This is a genomic window from uncultured Eudoraea sp., assembly GCF_947260015.1.
In the GTDB taxonomy this organism is placed as follows: Bacteria; Bacteroidota; Bacteroidia; order Flavobacteriales; family Flavobacteriaceae; genus Eudoraea.
Genome location: NZ_CAMYOM010000055.1, coordinates 1 through 14,947 on the forward strand (window position 1 = coordinate 1; position 14,947 = coordinate 14,947).

Sequence of the window (14,947 nt, forward strand, 5' to 3'; positions counted from 1 at the left end):
GTCAATGAACTTCTGTATTCCGTAGCTCTTACATTCTAATTCCAAACTTAACCAATGCTACTGCTCAGCTAAGCGGGTGCAAATATAAAGCACTTTTTTAAATTAAAAATAAATTTCAGGTATTTTTATGAAATAATTTTAACCTCAATTTTTAATGTACTTATTACTAGCTTTTTGCTCCAAGATTTATAACAAAAAAAGCTTATAAAGCTACGTTATTTTAACGTTAACTGCAACTATTTTTTTTCCTTTTCTGTCTTGCTCCATTTATTAGTTAATAAAGAATAATCATAATCCAAAACAGATTCCTGCCGCTTCAGCTGACTAGCCGCAAAAGCTCTCTGTAAGATATCTTCAATAAGGTAATCTTCGTGTATGCTTTCCGGGTGGTATTCTTTTTTTAAGTCTATCTTAAACATTTTGGCGGTTGTATTGTACCAAAAAGCACGCCATCCACTACGCAAGTCTTTAACCAAACCATAAGTTGTATTTCCTGTTTGCCTATAGATCAATTTTACCAAAATCTGTCCCTCAGTGCGTGTCAATTTTTTTAATTCCTCAGAAAACTCTCCTTCAATAAATTTTTGTAATTGTTTTGTATACTTTTTCTTTTTCCGTTTTGATCTAATTTTCAACAAACTATCATTGAGCTCTTCCAACCTTTCCGATGCCATTTTTGCATAAGGGTATACCTTAAAAGTCTTTCTGCGCAGAATATAATATTTCAACTTGTCCTGATAAGATGAAAACTCCAATCTTCCAAAAATGTATACCTCTTCCAGGGCAATTGATTGTTTAAAAATTGAATCGCCCTCAACGATTATCAATTTTTCAGCAATAGAATCCAACGGTCTCTCTTTTATCTGGGAATTCCCAATATAGCCAGTAAGAGAAATAAGAATAAGATAAAAACACTTTTTCACGAAAATCAAGATTGCAAATTTCTTGCCAAAATTAATGATAAACATTGGACTGCATTACTAAATAAAAGTGAATATTGTTAAGTTTGTATTCAAATACTAAGTACATGAGTGAAAAGAAGATTATCACGAAAAAATCATTGGCTTTTTTTGAAAAATACCTTAACAATGCGTCCCCTACAGGTTATGAATGGGAAGGTCAAAAATTGTGGATGAATTATGTGAAACCCTATGTTGATACATTTATTACCGATACTTACGGAACCGCTGTTGCAGTTATTAATCCGGAAGCGAAATACAGAGTTGTCATTGAAGGGCATTCTGATGAGATTTCCTGGTATGTTAACTATATTACAGATAACGGACTCCTCTATGTTATTCGCAATGGTGGTAGTGATCATCAAATTGCTCCTTCGAAATGGGTAAATATTCATACTAAAAGCGGTATTGTGAAAGGTATCTTTGGATGGCCCGCTATACATACTCGAGACCGTGCTAAAGAAGAACCTCCTAAATTAGATAATATTTTTATTGATATTGGGGCAAAGGATAAAGAAGAGGTAGAGAAAATGGGAGTCCATGTGGGCTGTGTTATAACATATCCGGATGAATTCCAGGTCTTGAATAATGATAAATATGTATGCCGTGCAATTGACAATAGAGCGGGTGGATTTATGATAGCTGAAGTTACCAGACTTTTACATGAAAATAAGAAAAAATTGCCCTTTGGACTCTATATAACTAATTCAGTACAGGAGGAAATTGGTCTTCGAGGTGCGGAAATGATTTCACAAACCATACGTCCGAATGCTGCGATCATTACCGATGTGTGCCATGATACAACGACACCTATGATCGATAAGAAAAAACAAGGGCATACAGAATTGGGTGCCGGACCTGTAATTTCTTATGCTCCGGCTGTTCAGAATAAGCTTAGAGAACGAATAATTGAAACCGCCGAAGCCAAAAAGATCCCATTTCAGCGCATGGCAGCATCCAGATCTACAGGGACAGATACCGATGCCTTCGCTTATAGCAATGGCGGAGTGGCATCTGCTCTTATTTCTCTGCCCTTGAGATATATGCACACTACCGTTGAAACAGTACATAGGGATGATGTGGAAAATGTAATTCGACTAATTTACGAAACCTTATTAAATATAAAATCCGGGGAAACATTCAGCTACTTTGATTAACTCAGTCTCCTAAATAAATACATTTTGTGCAATCAGAATATGGATGAACTTATAGATAGACTGGATGAACAAGGGGAGTTTACCGGAAAGACTATTTTAAAATCTGCGGCACATCGGCATGGCGTCTTTCATCCCACGGTACATATATGGTTTTATACTAAAAGTGGGGAAGTACTGATACAACAAAGAGGGAAATCCAAGGATACACACCCTCTGCTTTGGGATGTATCTGTTGCCGGGCATATTGGTGCCGGAGAAGAAATCTACAAAGCAGCAATAAGGGAAGTTGAGGAAGAAATTGGATTGAACATAGCAAAAGAAGATCTTATTAAAATCGGAGTATTTAAATCGAGTCAGTATCACGGCAAAGATCTCATAGATAATGAATTTCACCATACATTTATATGTGATTTGAAGGTTCCCTTTAGGACTTTGAAAAAACAAGATAGTGAGGTTGAAGCTTTAACAATGATTCCCTTGATTAAATTTGCCGAAGAAGTTTGGGGTTTAGCCAATACTGCAAAATATGTTCCGCATAGTACAGAATATTACAAAACAATTATTAAGTCAATTAAGGAACAACTTTAAATCCTGGAGAAATTCATTAATATCTGAGGAGTCATAAGTCTTCTGATCTCCTTTAGACATGTTTTTGACCACAAAAGAATTATCTGCCAATTCGCGATCACCAATGATTACAACAAAAGGTACATTCCTTTTATTTGCGTACTTCATTTGCTTCTGCATTTTGGAAGAATCCGGATAAAGATCGGCCTTAACCCCTTCTTTTCTTAGCTTTCCAATTAATTTTAATGACGCCATAGCCTCCCGCGCACCAAAATTCAAAAATAATATGTCTAATGCCTGGCCGATGTTATCCGGAAAGAGGCCCAATTCTTCCATAACCAGATATATTCGATCCAACCCAAAGGAAATTCCAATTCCGCTCATATCCTTTAACCCGAAAATCCCGGTTAAATCATCATAACGTCCACCACCACCAATAGATCCCATACTTATTTCAGCAGGAGGGGCTACTTCAAAAATAGTGCCTGTGTAATAGTTAAGTCCTCTTGCCAAAGTAACATCTAAAGTAAGTTGAGCAGAATTTAATCCCAATTCATCTAATGCGTCTAAAATAAAGGCCAGGTCCTCAACCCCCTTACTTCCTTCTTTAGAATCTTTCAAAAAGATTCTAAGTTGTTCGAGTTGCTCAGAATTTGTGCCGGAAAGTGAAAAGAGCGGTTGCGCCTTTTCGATAGCTTTGGGAGAAATTCCTTTATTCAACATTTCGTTTATAACACCTTCTTTGCCAATCTTATCCAGTTTATCAAGCGCTACAGTAAAGTCTACCAGGCGCTGTTTTTCTCCAATAACCTCGGCAATGCCGGATAAAATTTTTCGATTATTCAGTTTTATAGTTGCCTTTTTTAAACTTAAATCTGTAAAAACGGCATCATATAATTGAATGAACTCAATTTCCTGAAGAAGGGAATTGGCACCAACCACATCAGCATCACACTGATAAAATTCCCGGAACCTACCTTTCTGAGGTCTGTCTGCACGCCATACCGGTTGAATCTGATAGCGCTTGAATGGAAAATCTATTTCATTCTGATGCATTACCACATATCTTGCAAAAGGTACTGTCAGATCATATCTCAACGCTTTATCCGAAATTTTTCGGGTAAGCTCTTTTGAGTTTTTGGAATTATAGGTATCGTCATCTACCTTGCTTATGAAATCACCTGAATTCAAAATTTTAAAAATCAACCTGTCACCCTCGTCACCATACTTTCCCATAAGGGTTTCCGAGTTTTCGAAAGCAGGTGTTTCTATAGGCTGGAATCCAAAATTTTTAAAATGTTTTTGAATGGTTTGAATAATAAAATTTCGCTTTTCGATCTCAGCAGGAGAAAAATCTCTGGTTCCTTTTGGTATGGATGGTTTTTGTGCCATAAATTATGCTAACTGCTGCAAATATAATTGTTTGTACAAAGCTGTCTAAGATGGATGTCTAATATTATCCAATAATATTATCAAACCATTGGTATAATTCTCCTTTGGTAATAACTGCACCTTCCTGTATAAGTTTAAATTTATCCAGATTCTTATCCTCCGTATATGCTTTGGAAGCATTGAGGTATTCAACAAAATCTGATTGCCAGTTCTTTTTAAACCAATTAAAACCAAGAGAAGTACTTAAATCAATATCCGGGTTTAATATTTTTACAGAAATCAGTTTCATTTCCTTTTCAGCCAAATGAAACAAATGCATATGCTGAGCGGAAATATTCTCTAAATAACCCACTTTTCCCAGCACACCCTCCCATATAAGATCACTAAATAGGTCCAGTTCCTCTTCAGCAACCTCAGGTTTCGTTTCCTTTATCGTTTCCCATTCCTCTTGAGTGATGGATTGTGTGGCCAGAAAATTGATAAACTCCTGATGCAATTCTTCCAATTGCTGTTTGGTTAATCTTGTATATTTCATTTTACAAAAATAAAAAGGCCGCAAGTTATTTGCGGCCTTTTTAGAATACTTCCTTTTTAGTTAAATAAATAGCGAACTCCTATTTGCATTCTCCATCTTGAAATTTCTGCTGTAACAGCTCCAAAAGTACTATTTCTACTTGGATCGAACGTATAGGTTGGTGTATTGGTATCATCAACACTTACACCCATTAACTGGTCAAAATTGGGTGCCTGTACAACACCCCAATTAGAATTAATTAGATTGCCCAAATTAAGAATATCAAGACTTACCTGGAATTTGTTTCTGTCGTTAATTTTAATATCCTGCAAAACCTTTACATCAAAAGTTCCTCTCCAGGGGGCTAAGGCACCATAACGCTCAGCATATTGACCCCTTCGACCACTTAGGTAATCATCTTGTTGAATAAATGCTTCAAAGGCTTCAGCCTGTCCCGTGCCGCTAAAGGCCATCTGGGTTACTTCCGATGCGGTTGGAATATAGAGCAGGTCGTTTATACTAGATCCGTCATTATTGATATCTCCTCCATAAATATAATTATAACGTCCACTTTTTGCATATTCAAAGAATGCTGAAACGGTAGTCCCTGAGGAGAATCCTTTTGAGAAAACCCCGATAAACCTATGAGTATCACCATATCTTGAAAAAGAAAGCACGTCTTTGTTAGCATCACCAACTATGGCATTTCCTGCAAAAGCATCTCCAGTGATCTCAGCATCTATAGAGGTTACTTCTTTTGCATTTAAAAAACTATAAGCTGCCATCGCGTATATACCATTGAGCCATGTTTTTTGAGCTTTTACGGAGGCGTTCCATATTCTTCCTTGATCGGAATTAGTAAACACATAAGCATTTGTAGGTCCTCCAAAAACTTGCGATTTATCATCGTTTGAATACACCGCCCGGTTATCCACTCCATTTAATGTCAGTGAAGGAGAGCTAAGACCCCAGTTTTGAACATGAGCCGCATGAATATCCTTGGTATATGATACATCTGCTGTTAAAATTAATCCATCTTCAAATTGTTTGTCAACACCTACGTTTGTTCTCCAAACCTGTGGCCATCTGAAATCTGGATCTACCAACTGATAGAAGAAAAAGTCTACACCCTGTACCTGGTTCCCAAGCCATACGAAAGGAAATCTTCCTGTGAACATTCCTGTTCCTCCTCTGACTTGCAATGTCTTGTCACTATTAACGTCCCAATTAAACCCAACCCTTGGCGAGATCAATACTTTATTTGTAGGTAATTTTTCTGAATCAAGAAATATAGGTTCATTAGTTTCCGGGTCAAAATATTGGATTGATGGCATATAAGTTCCCATTGCACCGCCTTTTCGTTCTATGTTTTCCCTGATTTTTTCTGAAGTATCAAAATACAATGGCTTGTCAAAACGAATGCCATAAGTAAGCTTGAAATTTTCTTTTATATCCCATTGATCCTGCAGATAAAAGGATAACTGACCCACATTGGTTTCTGCAAGTGCCCATCCACCTGGATTTCCGACTCCGGCAGCGTTAAACGCATTATTAGTAGCAATGGCGTCATCAAAGGATTGCTGAAGTGCTCCTGAACTTGCGAAATCCGGAAAATCTGTTATAGTCGTGGTTGGAAAGAAAACTCCCTGAGCACCGTATGCACCTAAGTTAAAAGAGTTATCAAATTCAAACTTTTCAAAGGAAAAACCAATAGTAAATGTATGATTTCCCTGAAAATAGTTTAGGTTGTTGGTTATCTGAATAACTTTTTGGTCGAGAGTATTATTTATAGAGAAGGGCTCATGACCTCCAATAATATAATTTGAACTCCCTGTATCATCCAAGATTACAATACTCGGTGCCGGTGTGGAGAAAGGATTCCTGAAATCGTCAAAATGGGTATATCCTACTTGTAATTTGTTAGTAGTATTATCAGTTAATTTAGTATTAAGTTCCAATTGAATGGATTGAAGTTTATTATTTATTTCATAACCGGCATTTTCAAACTGTAAAGTTTGCGTATTGGGGCCCCTAAAGGTAATAGCATCTCTATTAGCGGGTTTACCCTTGGATGCATCGAGGAAATTATAGATTATTGCCAATCGGTTTTTATCATTAATATTCCAATCAAGTTTTATTATCCCTTTGGTTGATTCCTGATTAAAATTAAATCCTTCATATCTCCCCGGGTCATAGAAAATATCATTTCCACCGTTATCCTGACCTATAACCACCTGGCGGAGCAAATTATCAACTAATTGAAAATCGGATTCCAATACCCTGCTTTCATTTATTTCCCCAGTACCGGTATTGGGAACAAAGCCGTCTGTTCCGAGGGATGTAAGCTCATCGCGCTCAAAATTTACAAAAAAGAACAATTTATTCTTTACAATGGGACCACCAATACTTAAACCATATTGTTTTTGTTCCAATCCGTTTTTAAATACTTTATCTCCATCAATTTTACCTCCGGTAAGGTCGTCATTTCGAAAGAAGCCATATACTGTACCATAAAATTCATTGGTCCCACTTTTAGTAACAGCATTTACGGATGCACCCGTAAAGCCGGATTGGGTAACATCATAAGGTGCTGTTGTTACTTGTATCTGGTCTATTGCATCCAATGAAATTGGTTGAGAATTGGTCTGTCCACCAGGTGTTGCAGCATCTAATCCAAATGGATTATTAAAGATGGCACCATCCAGGGAAAAATTATTGTATTGGTCATTCCGTCCACCAAAGGACGTCCCGGAAGCACCTGAAGATGCAGTAGGATCAAGTCTTGTGAAATCCGAGGCTGATCTCGAAATGGTGGGTAATCTGGTTAATTCCCTGTTCCCAATACTGGTTTCCTGGCCTGTTCGATCGCTTCCAAAGGTTCCACCTCTGTCAGAAGTTACAGTAACTTCCTGCAGTGCCTGGCTTTCAGATACTAATTGGGCATCTACATTAAATGTTTTACCCAATGATAAATAAACATCATTTTGGGTTTGCGTTTTAAAACCGATATACGAAATTGTTAGCTCGTAAGGGCCCCCTACTCTAAGGTTTAACAAGTTAAATCTGCCGTCTTCATTACTCACTGTACCATTCTTAGTTCCTGTAGGGGTGTGAATTGCAACTATATTTGCCCCTAAAAGCGGAATTCCCTGATCATCAACCACAGATCCCCTGATGTTAGAGCTGGTAACCTGTGCATTAACAGTAATTCCTATACATAGCAAAAAAAGACTTAATAATGATGTGATTTTCATTGGTTTTGAGTTTAGTTGTTCGCATATAAGAGGAATAAAAATAATAAAAAAAAAGAGCTATGCAGGCATAGCTCTTTTAAGTTATCAACCAATTTGGCTTACTTCTTTTCAGGCACCACTTCAAAAGGAAATTCTACAACCACGTCTCTATGCAGTCTTATTTGAGCATCATAAGGCCCTGCACGCTTAATTGTTCCTCCTTTGATAATGATATACTTTTTATCAATTTCATGACCTTCTTTAGCTAAAGCATCCGCTACATCCATATTTGATATAGACCCGAATAATTTTTCTGCTGCTCCTACTTTGGCTGAGATTTTTATTTCAAGTTCTTTTAGAGCATCTGCAGTTTTATTGGCGATCACTACCAACTCTTTCTCCTTGTGCGCTTTTTGTCTTAAGTTTTCGGCAAGTACCTTTTTGGCCGATGGAGTTGCCAGCATGGCTACTCCCTTAGGTATAAGGTAGTTTCTACCATAACCGTTCTTCACTTTTACTACGTCATCCTTAAAACCAAGGTTTTGGACGTCTTCTTTTAAAATAAGTTCCATGATCCGCTGTTTTTTACTTTAATAAATCTCCAACATAAGGCATAAGTGCCAAATGACGTGCTCGTTTAACGGCCTGGGCCACTTTTCTCTGATACTTTAATGAAGTTCCGGTTAATCTTCTGGGTAAAAGCTTCCCTTGTTCATTTACCAATTTCATCAAAAAATCAGGATCTTTATAATCAATATATTTGATTCCGGATTTTTTAAATCGGCAATATTTCTTTTGCTTATTAGTCTCAATATTAAGGGGTGTCAGATATCTGATTTCACCGTCCTTTTTACCTTTTGCTTGTTGTTCTATAGATGCCATATTACTTATGCTTTAGCTTTTAGTCTTGTTCTTCTTTTTTCCGCCCATACAATGGCATGTTTATCCAATTTAACGGTCAGGAAACGCATAATACGCTCATCTCTTCTGAATTCTTGTTCATAGGGTGTAATTACCTCCCCCGGAGCAGTAAATTCAAATAAGTGATAAAAACCACTCTTTTTGTTCTGAATTGGATAGGCTAATTTCTTGAGCCCCCAATTTTCTTTAGCGACCATTTTGGCCGCATTTTTCTTTAAGAAATCCTCAAATTTCTTTACTGTTTCCTCTATCTGAGTATCTGATAGAACGGGATTTAAAATGAAAACAGTTTCGTAATTGTTCATAATAATTATTAGTTCTAATTACAAGAAATTCAAAAAATCTTCGTTATAGGTATCAAGAATCATAGAAATTAAACTTAACCTAATTTAACCTAACATGTATAATCGTTTACCATTTACACGGAATTATTAACAATGTTTACAACTTTTATTGCAGTTAAACTTGTTTTTTCGGTACTTTGTCGATGATTTAACCCCACAAATCAACCCCTTTATGAAACTAAGAAGTATTGTTGTTGATGATTCGTCTATGCAACGTATGGCAGTTGCAAAATTAGTTAACAATCATCCCAACCTAGCCCTAGTCGCTGACTACAGTAATGCTATTGAAGCCAAAAACGGCATCAAGAATAATGAAATCGATTTGATTTTTCTTGATGTAGAGATGCCTATTATCAGTGGTTTTGATTTATTGGAGTCCTTAGAAAACAGGCCACAAGTGATTTTAATTACGGGCAAACCGGATTATGCCTTAAAAGCATTTGATTATGATGTGACCGATTATCTACATAAACCTATTACAATGGCTCGCTTCGATGCATCCGTAAAAAGAGCAGTAGCGAAGTATGAGCAGATGAATAAGGTGAATGAAGATGAAGAGCATATTTTTGTTAAGAGCAATCTTAAGAAAAGAAAGGTTATCCTGAATGAAATTAAGTGGATAGAGGCCTTAGGAGACTATATAAAATTGGTTACAGATGAGGCTAATATTGTTATTCTTTCGACAATGAAGGCTTTCGAAAAACAGTTACCTGAAGACAAATTCTTACGAATACATAAATCTTATATTGTAAATCTTGAAAAGATAGAGAAATTTAACAGTAAGAATGTTGAAGTAAGCGGCAGGTCTATTCCATTGAGTAGAAACAAAAAAACAGAACTGGCAGAAGCTTTAAGCAATGTTTAGTTACATATAATCTACATTATAGATTATACGAACACTCCTGAATTGAGAAATGGCATCAAAAGAATTTTGAATTCTTTTGATGTTTTTTTTTGTTTTATGAAGAGGTACGCCTTTTGGGATTTTAATTAAAACATGTTTTAAGTATTGATTCCGTATTCGGGCAACCGGTGGAAATTCGGGGCCTAATACTTCAATTTCACTGGCATTATGCAGGGCTTTTGCAAACCAGGCTGAGGCTTCATTTAATTTATTATACTCCTTGTGCTTAAAGCTAATTCTTATAATCCGGTTGACCGGGGGATATTTATACTGCTCCCTTTCATACAGTTGCTCCTGAAACATACCATCAAAATCTCCCGTGGTTACTTGTTTAAGTATCTGATGGTAAGGGTTGAAGGTTTGAATTATTACTTTACCTCTTTTTTTTGTTCGTCCAGCTCTGCCAGCTACCTGAGTAAGCAATTGATAAGTGCGTTCATGTGCCCTAAAATCCGGAAAATTCAAAAGCGCATCTGCATTCATAATTCCCACAAGATTGACATTTCTAAAGTCAAGACCTTTGGTAAGCATTTGAGTCCCTACCAATATATCCATTTCCTCATTTTCGAAGGCATGAATAATTTTGGCATACCCATGTTTACCCCTGGTAGAGTCCCGGTCCATTCGGCCTACGTTGGCAGATGGAAAAATTGTATTTAATTCCTGTTCTACCTGTTCTGTGCCAAAGCCTTTGGTGTCTAATGTATTGCTGCCACAAGCCAGGCAGTTATTCGGAACAGCTATATGATGTCCACAATAATGGCATCTTAGTTGTTTTCTATGCATATGATACGTCAAACTCACATCGCAATTGGGACACTGAGGAGAATGCCCACAAGTGGTGCATTCTAAAATTGGGGCATAACCTCTTCTGTTCTGAAACAAAATTACTTGCTCCCCCTGGTCTAGTGTTTCTGTAATTTCTTCCAGCAGGCGTTCAGAAAAATGTCCCTTCATTCGTTTTTTCCGATGCTGCTCCTTGATATCTACCAATTCAATATCGGGCATCAAAACATTTCCAAACCTTCTGTCTATTTGTGCATATCCGTATTTTGACGTTTGTGCATTGTTGAAACTCTCTATGCTTGGCGTTGCGGAACCCAATAGCACATTACAATTAAACAAGCCTCCGAGTACAATTGCAGCGTCTCTTGCATGATAGCGAGGAGCAGGATCGTATTGTTTAAAAGAAGTCTCGTGTTCTTCATCTATAATTATCAGACCCAGATCTGCAAAAGGGAGAAATAAGGCAGAACGAGCTCCAATAATTAGCTGCGCTTTTGATATATTATCTAACACATTCTTCCAAACTTCCACCTTTTCCTGCATATTATATTTGGAATGAAAAACTGAAATAGCGGAGCCAAAATATTCCTGTAACCTTGAAATGAGTTGCGTGGTAATCGCAATTTCCGGAACCAGATATAACGCCTGTTTTCCCTCACTAAGACATTCTGCTATGAGTTGCACATATACCTCCGTCTTGCCCGACGAGGTAACCCCTTTAAGAAGCGTTACTTTATTTTTATTAAAACTTTGTCTAATTGTCTTTAATGCCTTAACCTGGTATTCATTCAATTCTTTAGGAGGCTCAAGCTCTTTCCTGCCTTTAAATGCAACCCGATCTGTTTGAATGAAATATTCTTCCAGGACTTCTTTATTTATTAATGCGCGTATTACGGCCCGGCTCGATCTACTTTCAATTTCTAATTCATCGAGCTTTATTGGTTTTTTTTTAGTCGCCTGAAGCTGAAATAATGAAAGTACGACCTGGCTTTGTTTGGGTGCCCTTGTAAGTGAATTCAATAATACCTCTAGTTCAACCTCTGAATTATACCTCTGCCCCAGACGAACATATCGTACCATTTTTGGTTTATACTGTTCATGAATTTCTTCCTTTAATACGATAGCTTTAATTTTAAGAAGTCTGTTGAGAATAGGGAGAATATTCTTTTTTTCCACAATTTCCATAATATCATTAACGCGAAGGATATTTTGGTATTTCAGTGCCTCGTAGACCAGGAATTCATCGTCTTTTAATAGATCTTCATCAATTACAACATCTTTATTTGGTAAAATCAGTGTTTCACTTTCCAATAAAAGAATACTTGGAATTGCACTTCTGAATACTTCGCCCAGAGTGCACATATAATAGTCCGCTATCCACTGCCAATGTTTCAATTGAATGGATGTTACAATAGGGTGCTCATCCAGAATATCATGGATGGCTTTCGCCTCATATACCAGGGGTGGCCTGCTATGAATTTCAACAACGAGAGCGGTATAAAGTTTAGCTTTTCCAAATGGCACAGCAACGCGCATTCCTATTTTTAATTGCGATGCTTCGTATTCAGAAATGCGATATGTAAAATGCTTTTCCAAAGGAATGGGCAGTATGACATTTATATAGATTTCCATTACATTACACCATCTTTTTTTTAAGCTTAAACCTTATTACTGATGTTTTTTTCTAAGATAATTAAGCGTCGCATTCAGCTCAAATCCAAGTAGCAAAATAATGGAATTCAGCCATATATAAAACATAAGGATTAACAATCCCGCCAGGGCTCCATATAATTCGTTATATCTTGAAAAGTTGTCGATATAAATCCCGAACAAAAAGGAAGTTAAGAAAAATAACAAGGTAGTCATTAAGGCACCATAAGAAAAGAATTTAGCTTGTCTACCTTCCCTTGTACCGAAATAGTATAAGATAGCCGTGGTAAGATAGGAAAGGAGAATAAAAAACAATGTTTTACCAATTCGTGCTCCCACAATATCATTTTGTGAAAGATCATATCCTCTTGTTTGGGCTGCCCATTCGCTTAAATATTCCAGAATATAGAACTCAAAGTATATATAGCCAACCGCACCAAAGATCAATAAAACAGAAAGAAGAAATCCTACCATCATTGCAAAGGCATACTGCTTAAAGAAATTCCTGGTTAGGTTTATGTGGTAAGAATCTTCAAAACCACCAAAAATAGCACTAACGCCATTGGTCATTAAAAAAATGGACAAAATAAACGCCGAAGACAGCAATCCACCACTTTGCTGATCTTTTATCTGATAGTAAATTACTTCAAAATAATCGCCTGTGGCAGTCGGTAAAAAAGATTCCAGAAAATCAAGAAATTGGCTATCAAAATTTTCATTACCTACACTAACATAGGGAATAATAAAAGGGATTAATGTAAATAAAAAAATAAGTAAGGGAAAAAGAGCCACAAAAAGGCTGAACGCAATGGAACTTGCCCGGGTTGAAAACGCGCCCTGGACTATACCTGTAATATACATTTCTACAAGATCATAGAGCGAGAGTCCTTCAAAGGCCGGGAGTTTAATTTTTTTAAGTAGTCTGACCAGCCAATTGACTACAGGAATCTTGTCCAGTTTTCTTTCTATTTCCTCCGACATCTAAATTGCTTTAAGACTTAGGTCTTTGTTATATACGGAATGTGTTAAAGCACCTGAAGAAATATAATCAACACCACATTCGGCATACTTTCTAATTGTATTCTCATTTATACCGCCAGAGGATTCCGTTAAACTCTGCTCCCCTATAAGGGCTACCGCTTTTTTGGTATCCTCGTAACTAAAATTATCCAGAAGAATCCGATAAATACCTGTAGATTTAAGAATTTCTTCCACTTCTAATAGATCCCTGGCTTCCACAATAATTTTCAAATTCTTTTTCGATTCCTTTAAATAGCGCTTGGTTTTTTCAATTGACTTAGTAATGCCTCCTGCAAAGTCTATATGGTTATCTTTCAGCATAATCATATCGTACAGAGCAAACCTGTGATTCTCTCCTCCTCCAATGGTTACAGCCCACTTTTCAAGAGCTCGAATTCCGGGAGTGGTTTTCCGGGTGTCCAGGATTTTTGTTTTGGTCCCCTCAAGTAGTGAAACAAAATAATTAGTTTTTGTAGCTATGGCACTCATACGCTGCATGGCATTTAAAACAAGCCGCTCTGCTTTTAAAATAGATTGAGATCTTCCTTCTATATAAAATGCCACATCCCCAAAATTTACCTGTTGGCCATCTTTCAATAGGATTTCCATTTTTAAATCCTTATCCACATAATTAAAAGTCTGTCGGGCAAATTCAACACCCGCTATTATACATTCATCCTTTACTAATAGTTTTGCCTTACCCAATGCATTAGACGGAATACAAGCGAGTGAACTGTGATCTCCATCTCCTATATCCTCCCTAATGGCATTTTCTATTATTAAAGATATCTCCTTTTGGAATTGTTCTTCTGATATCATTTTTGCAACTTGTAGGGCACTAAATTAGTAAAAACATATGCCAATAAAGAAATTCAATTTCCTTAAAATTATAACTTAGATATATGAGGATAAAACTTCTTGCAATAGGAAAAACAGATAGTGGAGAGTTACAGAAGCTGATAGATGTTTATCTGAAGAGATTGAAACACTATGTAAAATTCGAATTAGCCGTTTTACCTGATATTAAAAATACCAAAAACCTATCTGCTTCTGATCAAATGGACAAGGAGGCTGAATTAATCCTGAAACATATTGACAGCACGGATACTTTTTTTTTATTGGACGAAAATGGCAAGGAATACACCTCTGAAGGATTTGCCAATCAATTGCAAAAGCAAATGAATTCGGGCATTAAAGAATGGGTTTTGGTTATAGGTGGCCCCTACGGCTTTAGTGATTCTATTAAACAAAAAGCAAATGGTCAATTAAGCCTCTCAAAAATGACATTCTCACATCAAATGGTCCGCTTATTTATTGTTGAACAAATTTACAGGGCATTTACCATTCTGAGAAATGAACCTTATCATCATAAGTAATGCCATAATCATGATAATCAGCTGCATATCAAAAAGTAGTTTAATATAAAACTCTAAACTTAATAGTGTTTTCTACTTTTTTGAGCGCTTTAATTACCTCTTTATTATAATCCCTGTCAAGATC

At 36.6% G+C, this 14,947-nt stretch carries 14 protein-coding genes; 4 read left to right on the forward strand and 10 right to left on the reverse strand.

Features of this window, described 5'->3' with window-relative positions; translation table 11 throughout:
• Nucleotides 1–236: 236 nt before the first annotated feature.
• A complete protein-coding gene (locus Q0X66_RS14795; protein ID WP_297707717.1) occupies nucleotides 237–923 on the reverse strand; it encodes a DUF4294 domain-containing protein in 687 nt (228 codons plus the stop codon).
• 104 nt (nucleotides 924–1,027) lie between these two features.
• Here Q0X66_RS14795 and Q0X66_RS14800 point away from each other — a divergent pair, with 104 nt between their 5' ends.
• Together Q0X66_RS14800 and Q0X66_RS14805 are read left to right on the forward strand one after the other, a co-directional pair.
• On the forward strand, nucleotides 1,028–2,116 hold the full coding sequence (locus Q0X66_RS14800) for a M42 family metallopeptidase (RefSeq protein ID WP_297707719.1): 1,089 nt from the start codon (nucleotides 1,028–1,030) through the stop codon (nucleotides 2,114–2,116).
• Between the two features lie 24 nt (nucleotides 2,117–2,140).
• On the forward strand, nucleotides 2,141–2,704 hold the full coding sequence (locus Q0X66_RS14805) for an NUDIX domain-containing protein (RefSeq protein WP_366938708.1): 564 nt from the start codon (nucleotides 2,141–2,143) through the stop codon (nucleotides 2,702–2,704).
• Here the strand turns inward: Q0X66_RS14805 and hisS are convergent.
• The 6 genes from hisS to rpsF all read right to left on the reverse strand — a co-directional run bounded on the left by hisS (nucleotide 2,684) and on the right by rpsF (nucleotide 9,048).
• Nucleotides 2,684–4,075 (reverse strand): histidine--tRNA ligase, encoded by a 1,392-nt coding sequence (hisS, locus tag Q0X66_RS14810; protein WP_297707721.1) that lies wholly within the window; start codon nucleotides 4,073–4,075, stop codon nucleotides 2,684–2,686. The two genes, Q0X66_RS14805 and hisS, sit on opposite strands and share 21 nt — an antisense overlap.
• 64 nt (nucleotides 4,076–4,139) lie before the next feature.
• A complete protein-coding gene (locus tag Q0X66_RS14815) occupies nucleotides 4,140–4,610 on the reverse strand; it encodes a DUF6495 family protein (RefSeq protein WP_297707723.1) in 471 nt (156 codons plus the stop codon).
• A gap of 56 nt (nucleotides 4,611–4,666) precedes the next feature.
• Nucleotides 4,667–7,843 carry a carboxypeptidase regulatory-like domain-containing protein gene (locus Q0X66_RS14820; protein WP_297707725.1) on the reverse strand — a complete coding sequence of 1,059 codons (3,177 nt, stop codon included), beginning with the start codon at nucleotides 7,841–7,843 and terminating at the stop codon, nucleotides 4,667–4,669.
• 98 nt (nucleotides 7,844–7,941) lie between these two features.
• The gene (rplI, locus tag Q0X66_RS14825; RefSeq protein ID WP_297707727.1) at nucleotides 7,942–8,394 is read right to left on the reverse strand and encodes a 50S ribosomal protein L9; all 453 of its coding nucleotides are present in this window, start codon (nucleotides 8,392–8,394) and stop codon (nucleotides 7,942–7,944) included.
• 13 nt (nucleotides 8,395–8,407) lie between these two features.
• Nucleotides 8,408–8,704: a 30S ribosomal protein S18 gene (gene rpsR / locus Q0X66_RS14830; protein ID WP_019668764.1), complete on the reverse strand. Its 297-nt coding sequence runs from the start codon at nucleotides 8,702–8,704 to the stop codon at nucleotides 8,408–8,410.
• A 5-nt stretch (nucleotides 8,705–8,709) separates the two neighbouring features.
• Nucleotides 8,710–9,048 (reverse strand): 30S ribosomal protein S6, encoded by a 339-nt coding sequence (rpsF, locus tag Q0X66_RS14835; protein WP_297707729.1) that lies wholly within the window; start codon nucleotides 9,046–9,048, stop codon nucleotides 8,710–8,712.
• Between the two features lie 211 nt (nucleotides 9,049–9,259).
• Between rpsF and Q0X66_RS14840 the strand changes: the two genes are divergently transcribed.
• Nucleotides 9,260–9,952 carry a LytTR family DNA-binding domain-containing protein gene (locus tag Q0X66_RS14840; protein ID WP_297707731.1) on the forward strand — a complete coding sequence of 231 codons (693 nt, stop codon included), beginning with the start codon at nucleotides 9,260–9,262 and terminating at the stop codon, nucleotides 9,950–9,952.
• On the opposite strand, the gene priA is transcribed toward Q0X66_RS14840, so the two are convergent.
• From priA to nadC, 3 genes are read right to left on the reverse strand one after another with little or no spacing between them, the layout of a single operon-like run.
• Entirely contained in the window at nucleotides 9,953–12,409 is a 2,457-nt protein-coding gene (gene priA / locus Q0X66_RS14845) for a primosomal protein N' (RefSeq protein WP_297707733.1), read from the reverse strand.
• A gap of 36 nt (nucleotides 12,410–12,445) precedes the next feature.
• On the reverse strand, nucleotides 12,446–13,408 hold the full coding sequence (locus Q0X66_RS14850) for a YihY/virulence factor BrkB family protein (protein WP_297707734.1): 963 nt from the start codon (nucleotides 13,406–13,408) through the stop codon (nucleotides 12,446–12,448).
• Complete coding sequence (nadC, locus tag Q0X66_RS14855; RefSeq protein WP_297707735.1) at nucleotides 13,409–14,266, reverse strand: carboxylating nicotinate-nucleotide diphosphorylase; 858 nt, start codon at nucleotides 14,264–14,266, stop codon at nucleotides 13,409–13,411.
• 83 nt (nucleotides 14,267–14,349) lie between these two features.
• On the opposite strand from nadC, the gene rlmH reads away from it, so the two are divergent.
• Nucleotides 14,350–14,823: a 23S rRNA (pseudouridine(1915)-N(3))-methyltransferase RlmH gene (gene rlmH, locus Q0X66_RS14860; protein WP_297707736.1), complete on the forward strand. Its 474-nt coding sequence runs from the start codon at nucleotides 14,350–14,352 to the stop codon at nucleotides 14,821–14,823.
• The last annotated feature ends 124 nt before the right edge of the window (nucleotides 14,824–14,947 follow it).

Bases quoted from the DNA above. Each gene is read 5' to 3' on its own strand.
- rlmH (WP_297707736.1), top strand. From the start codon at position 14,350: ATGAGGATAAAACTTCTTGCAATAGGAAAAACAGATAGTGGAGAGTTA.
- rpsF (WP_297707729.1), bottom strand. From the start codon at position 9,048: ATGAACAATTACGAAACTGTTTTCATTTTAAATCCCGTTCTATCAGAT.
- nadC (WP_297707735.1), bottom strand. From the start codon at position 14,266: ATGATATCAGAAGAACAATTCCAAAAGGAGATATCTTTAATAATAGAA.
- rplI (WP_297707727.1), bottom strand. From the start codon at position 8,394: ATGGAACTTATTTTAAAAGAAGACGTCCAAAACCTTGGTTTTAAGGAT.
- Q0X66_RS14815 (WP_297707723.1), bottom strand. From the start codon at position 4,610: ATGAAATATACAAGATTAACCAAACAGCAATTGGAAGAATTGCATCAG.
- priA (WP_297707733.1), bottom strand. From the start codon at position 12,409: ATGGAAATCTATATAAATGTCATACTGCCCATTCCTTTGGAAAAGCAT.
- rpsR (WP_019668764.1), bottom strand. From the start codon at position 8,704: ATGGCATCTATAGAACAACAAGCAAAAGGTAAAAAGGACGGTGAAATC.
- Q0X66_RS14800 (WP_297707719.1), top strand. From the start codon at position 1,028: ATGAGTGAAAAGAAGATTATCACGAAAAAATCATTGGCTTTTTTTGAA.
- hisS (WP_297707721.1), bottom strand. From the start codon at position 4,075: ATGGCACAAAAACCATCCATACCAAAAGGAACCAGAGATTTTTCTCCT.
- Q0X66_RS14820 (WP_297707725.1), bottom strand. From the start codon at position 7,843: ATGAAAATCACATCATTATTAAGTCTTTTTTTGCTATGTATAGGAATT.
- Q0X66_RS14850 (WP_297707734.1), bottom strand. From the start codon at position 13,408: ATGTCGGAGGAAATAGAAAGAAAACTGGACAAGATTCCTGTAGTCAAT.
- Q0X66_RS14840 (WP_297707731.1), top strand. From the start codon at position 9,260: ATGAAACTAAGAAGTATTGTTGTTGATGATTCGTCTATGCAACGTATG.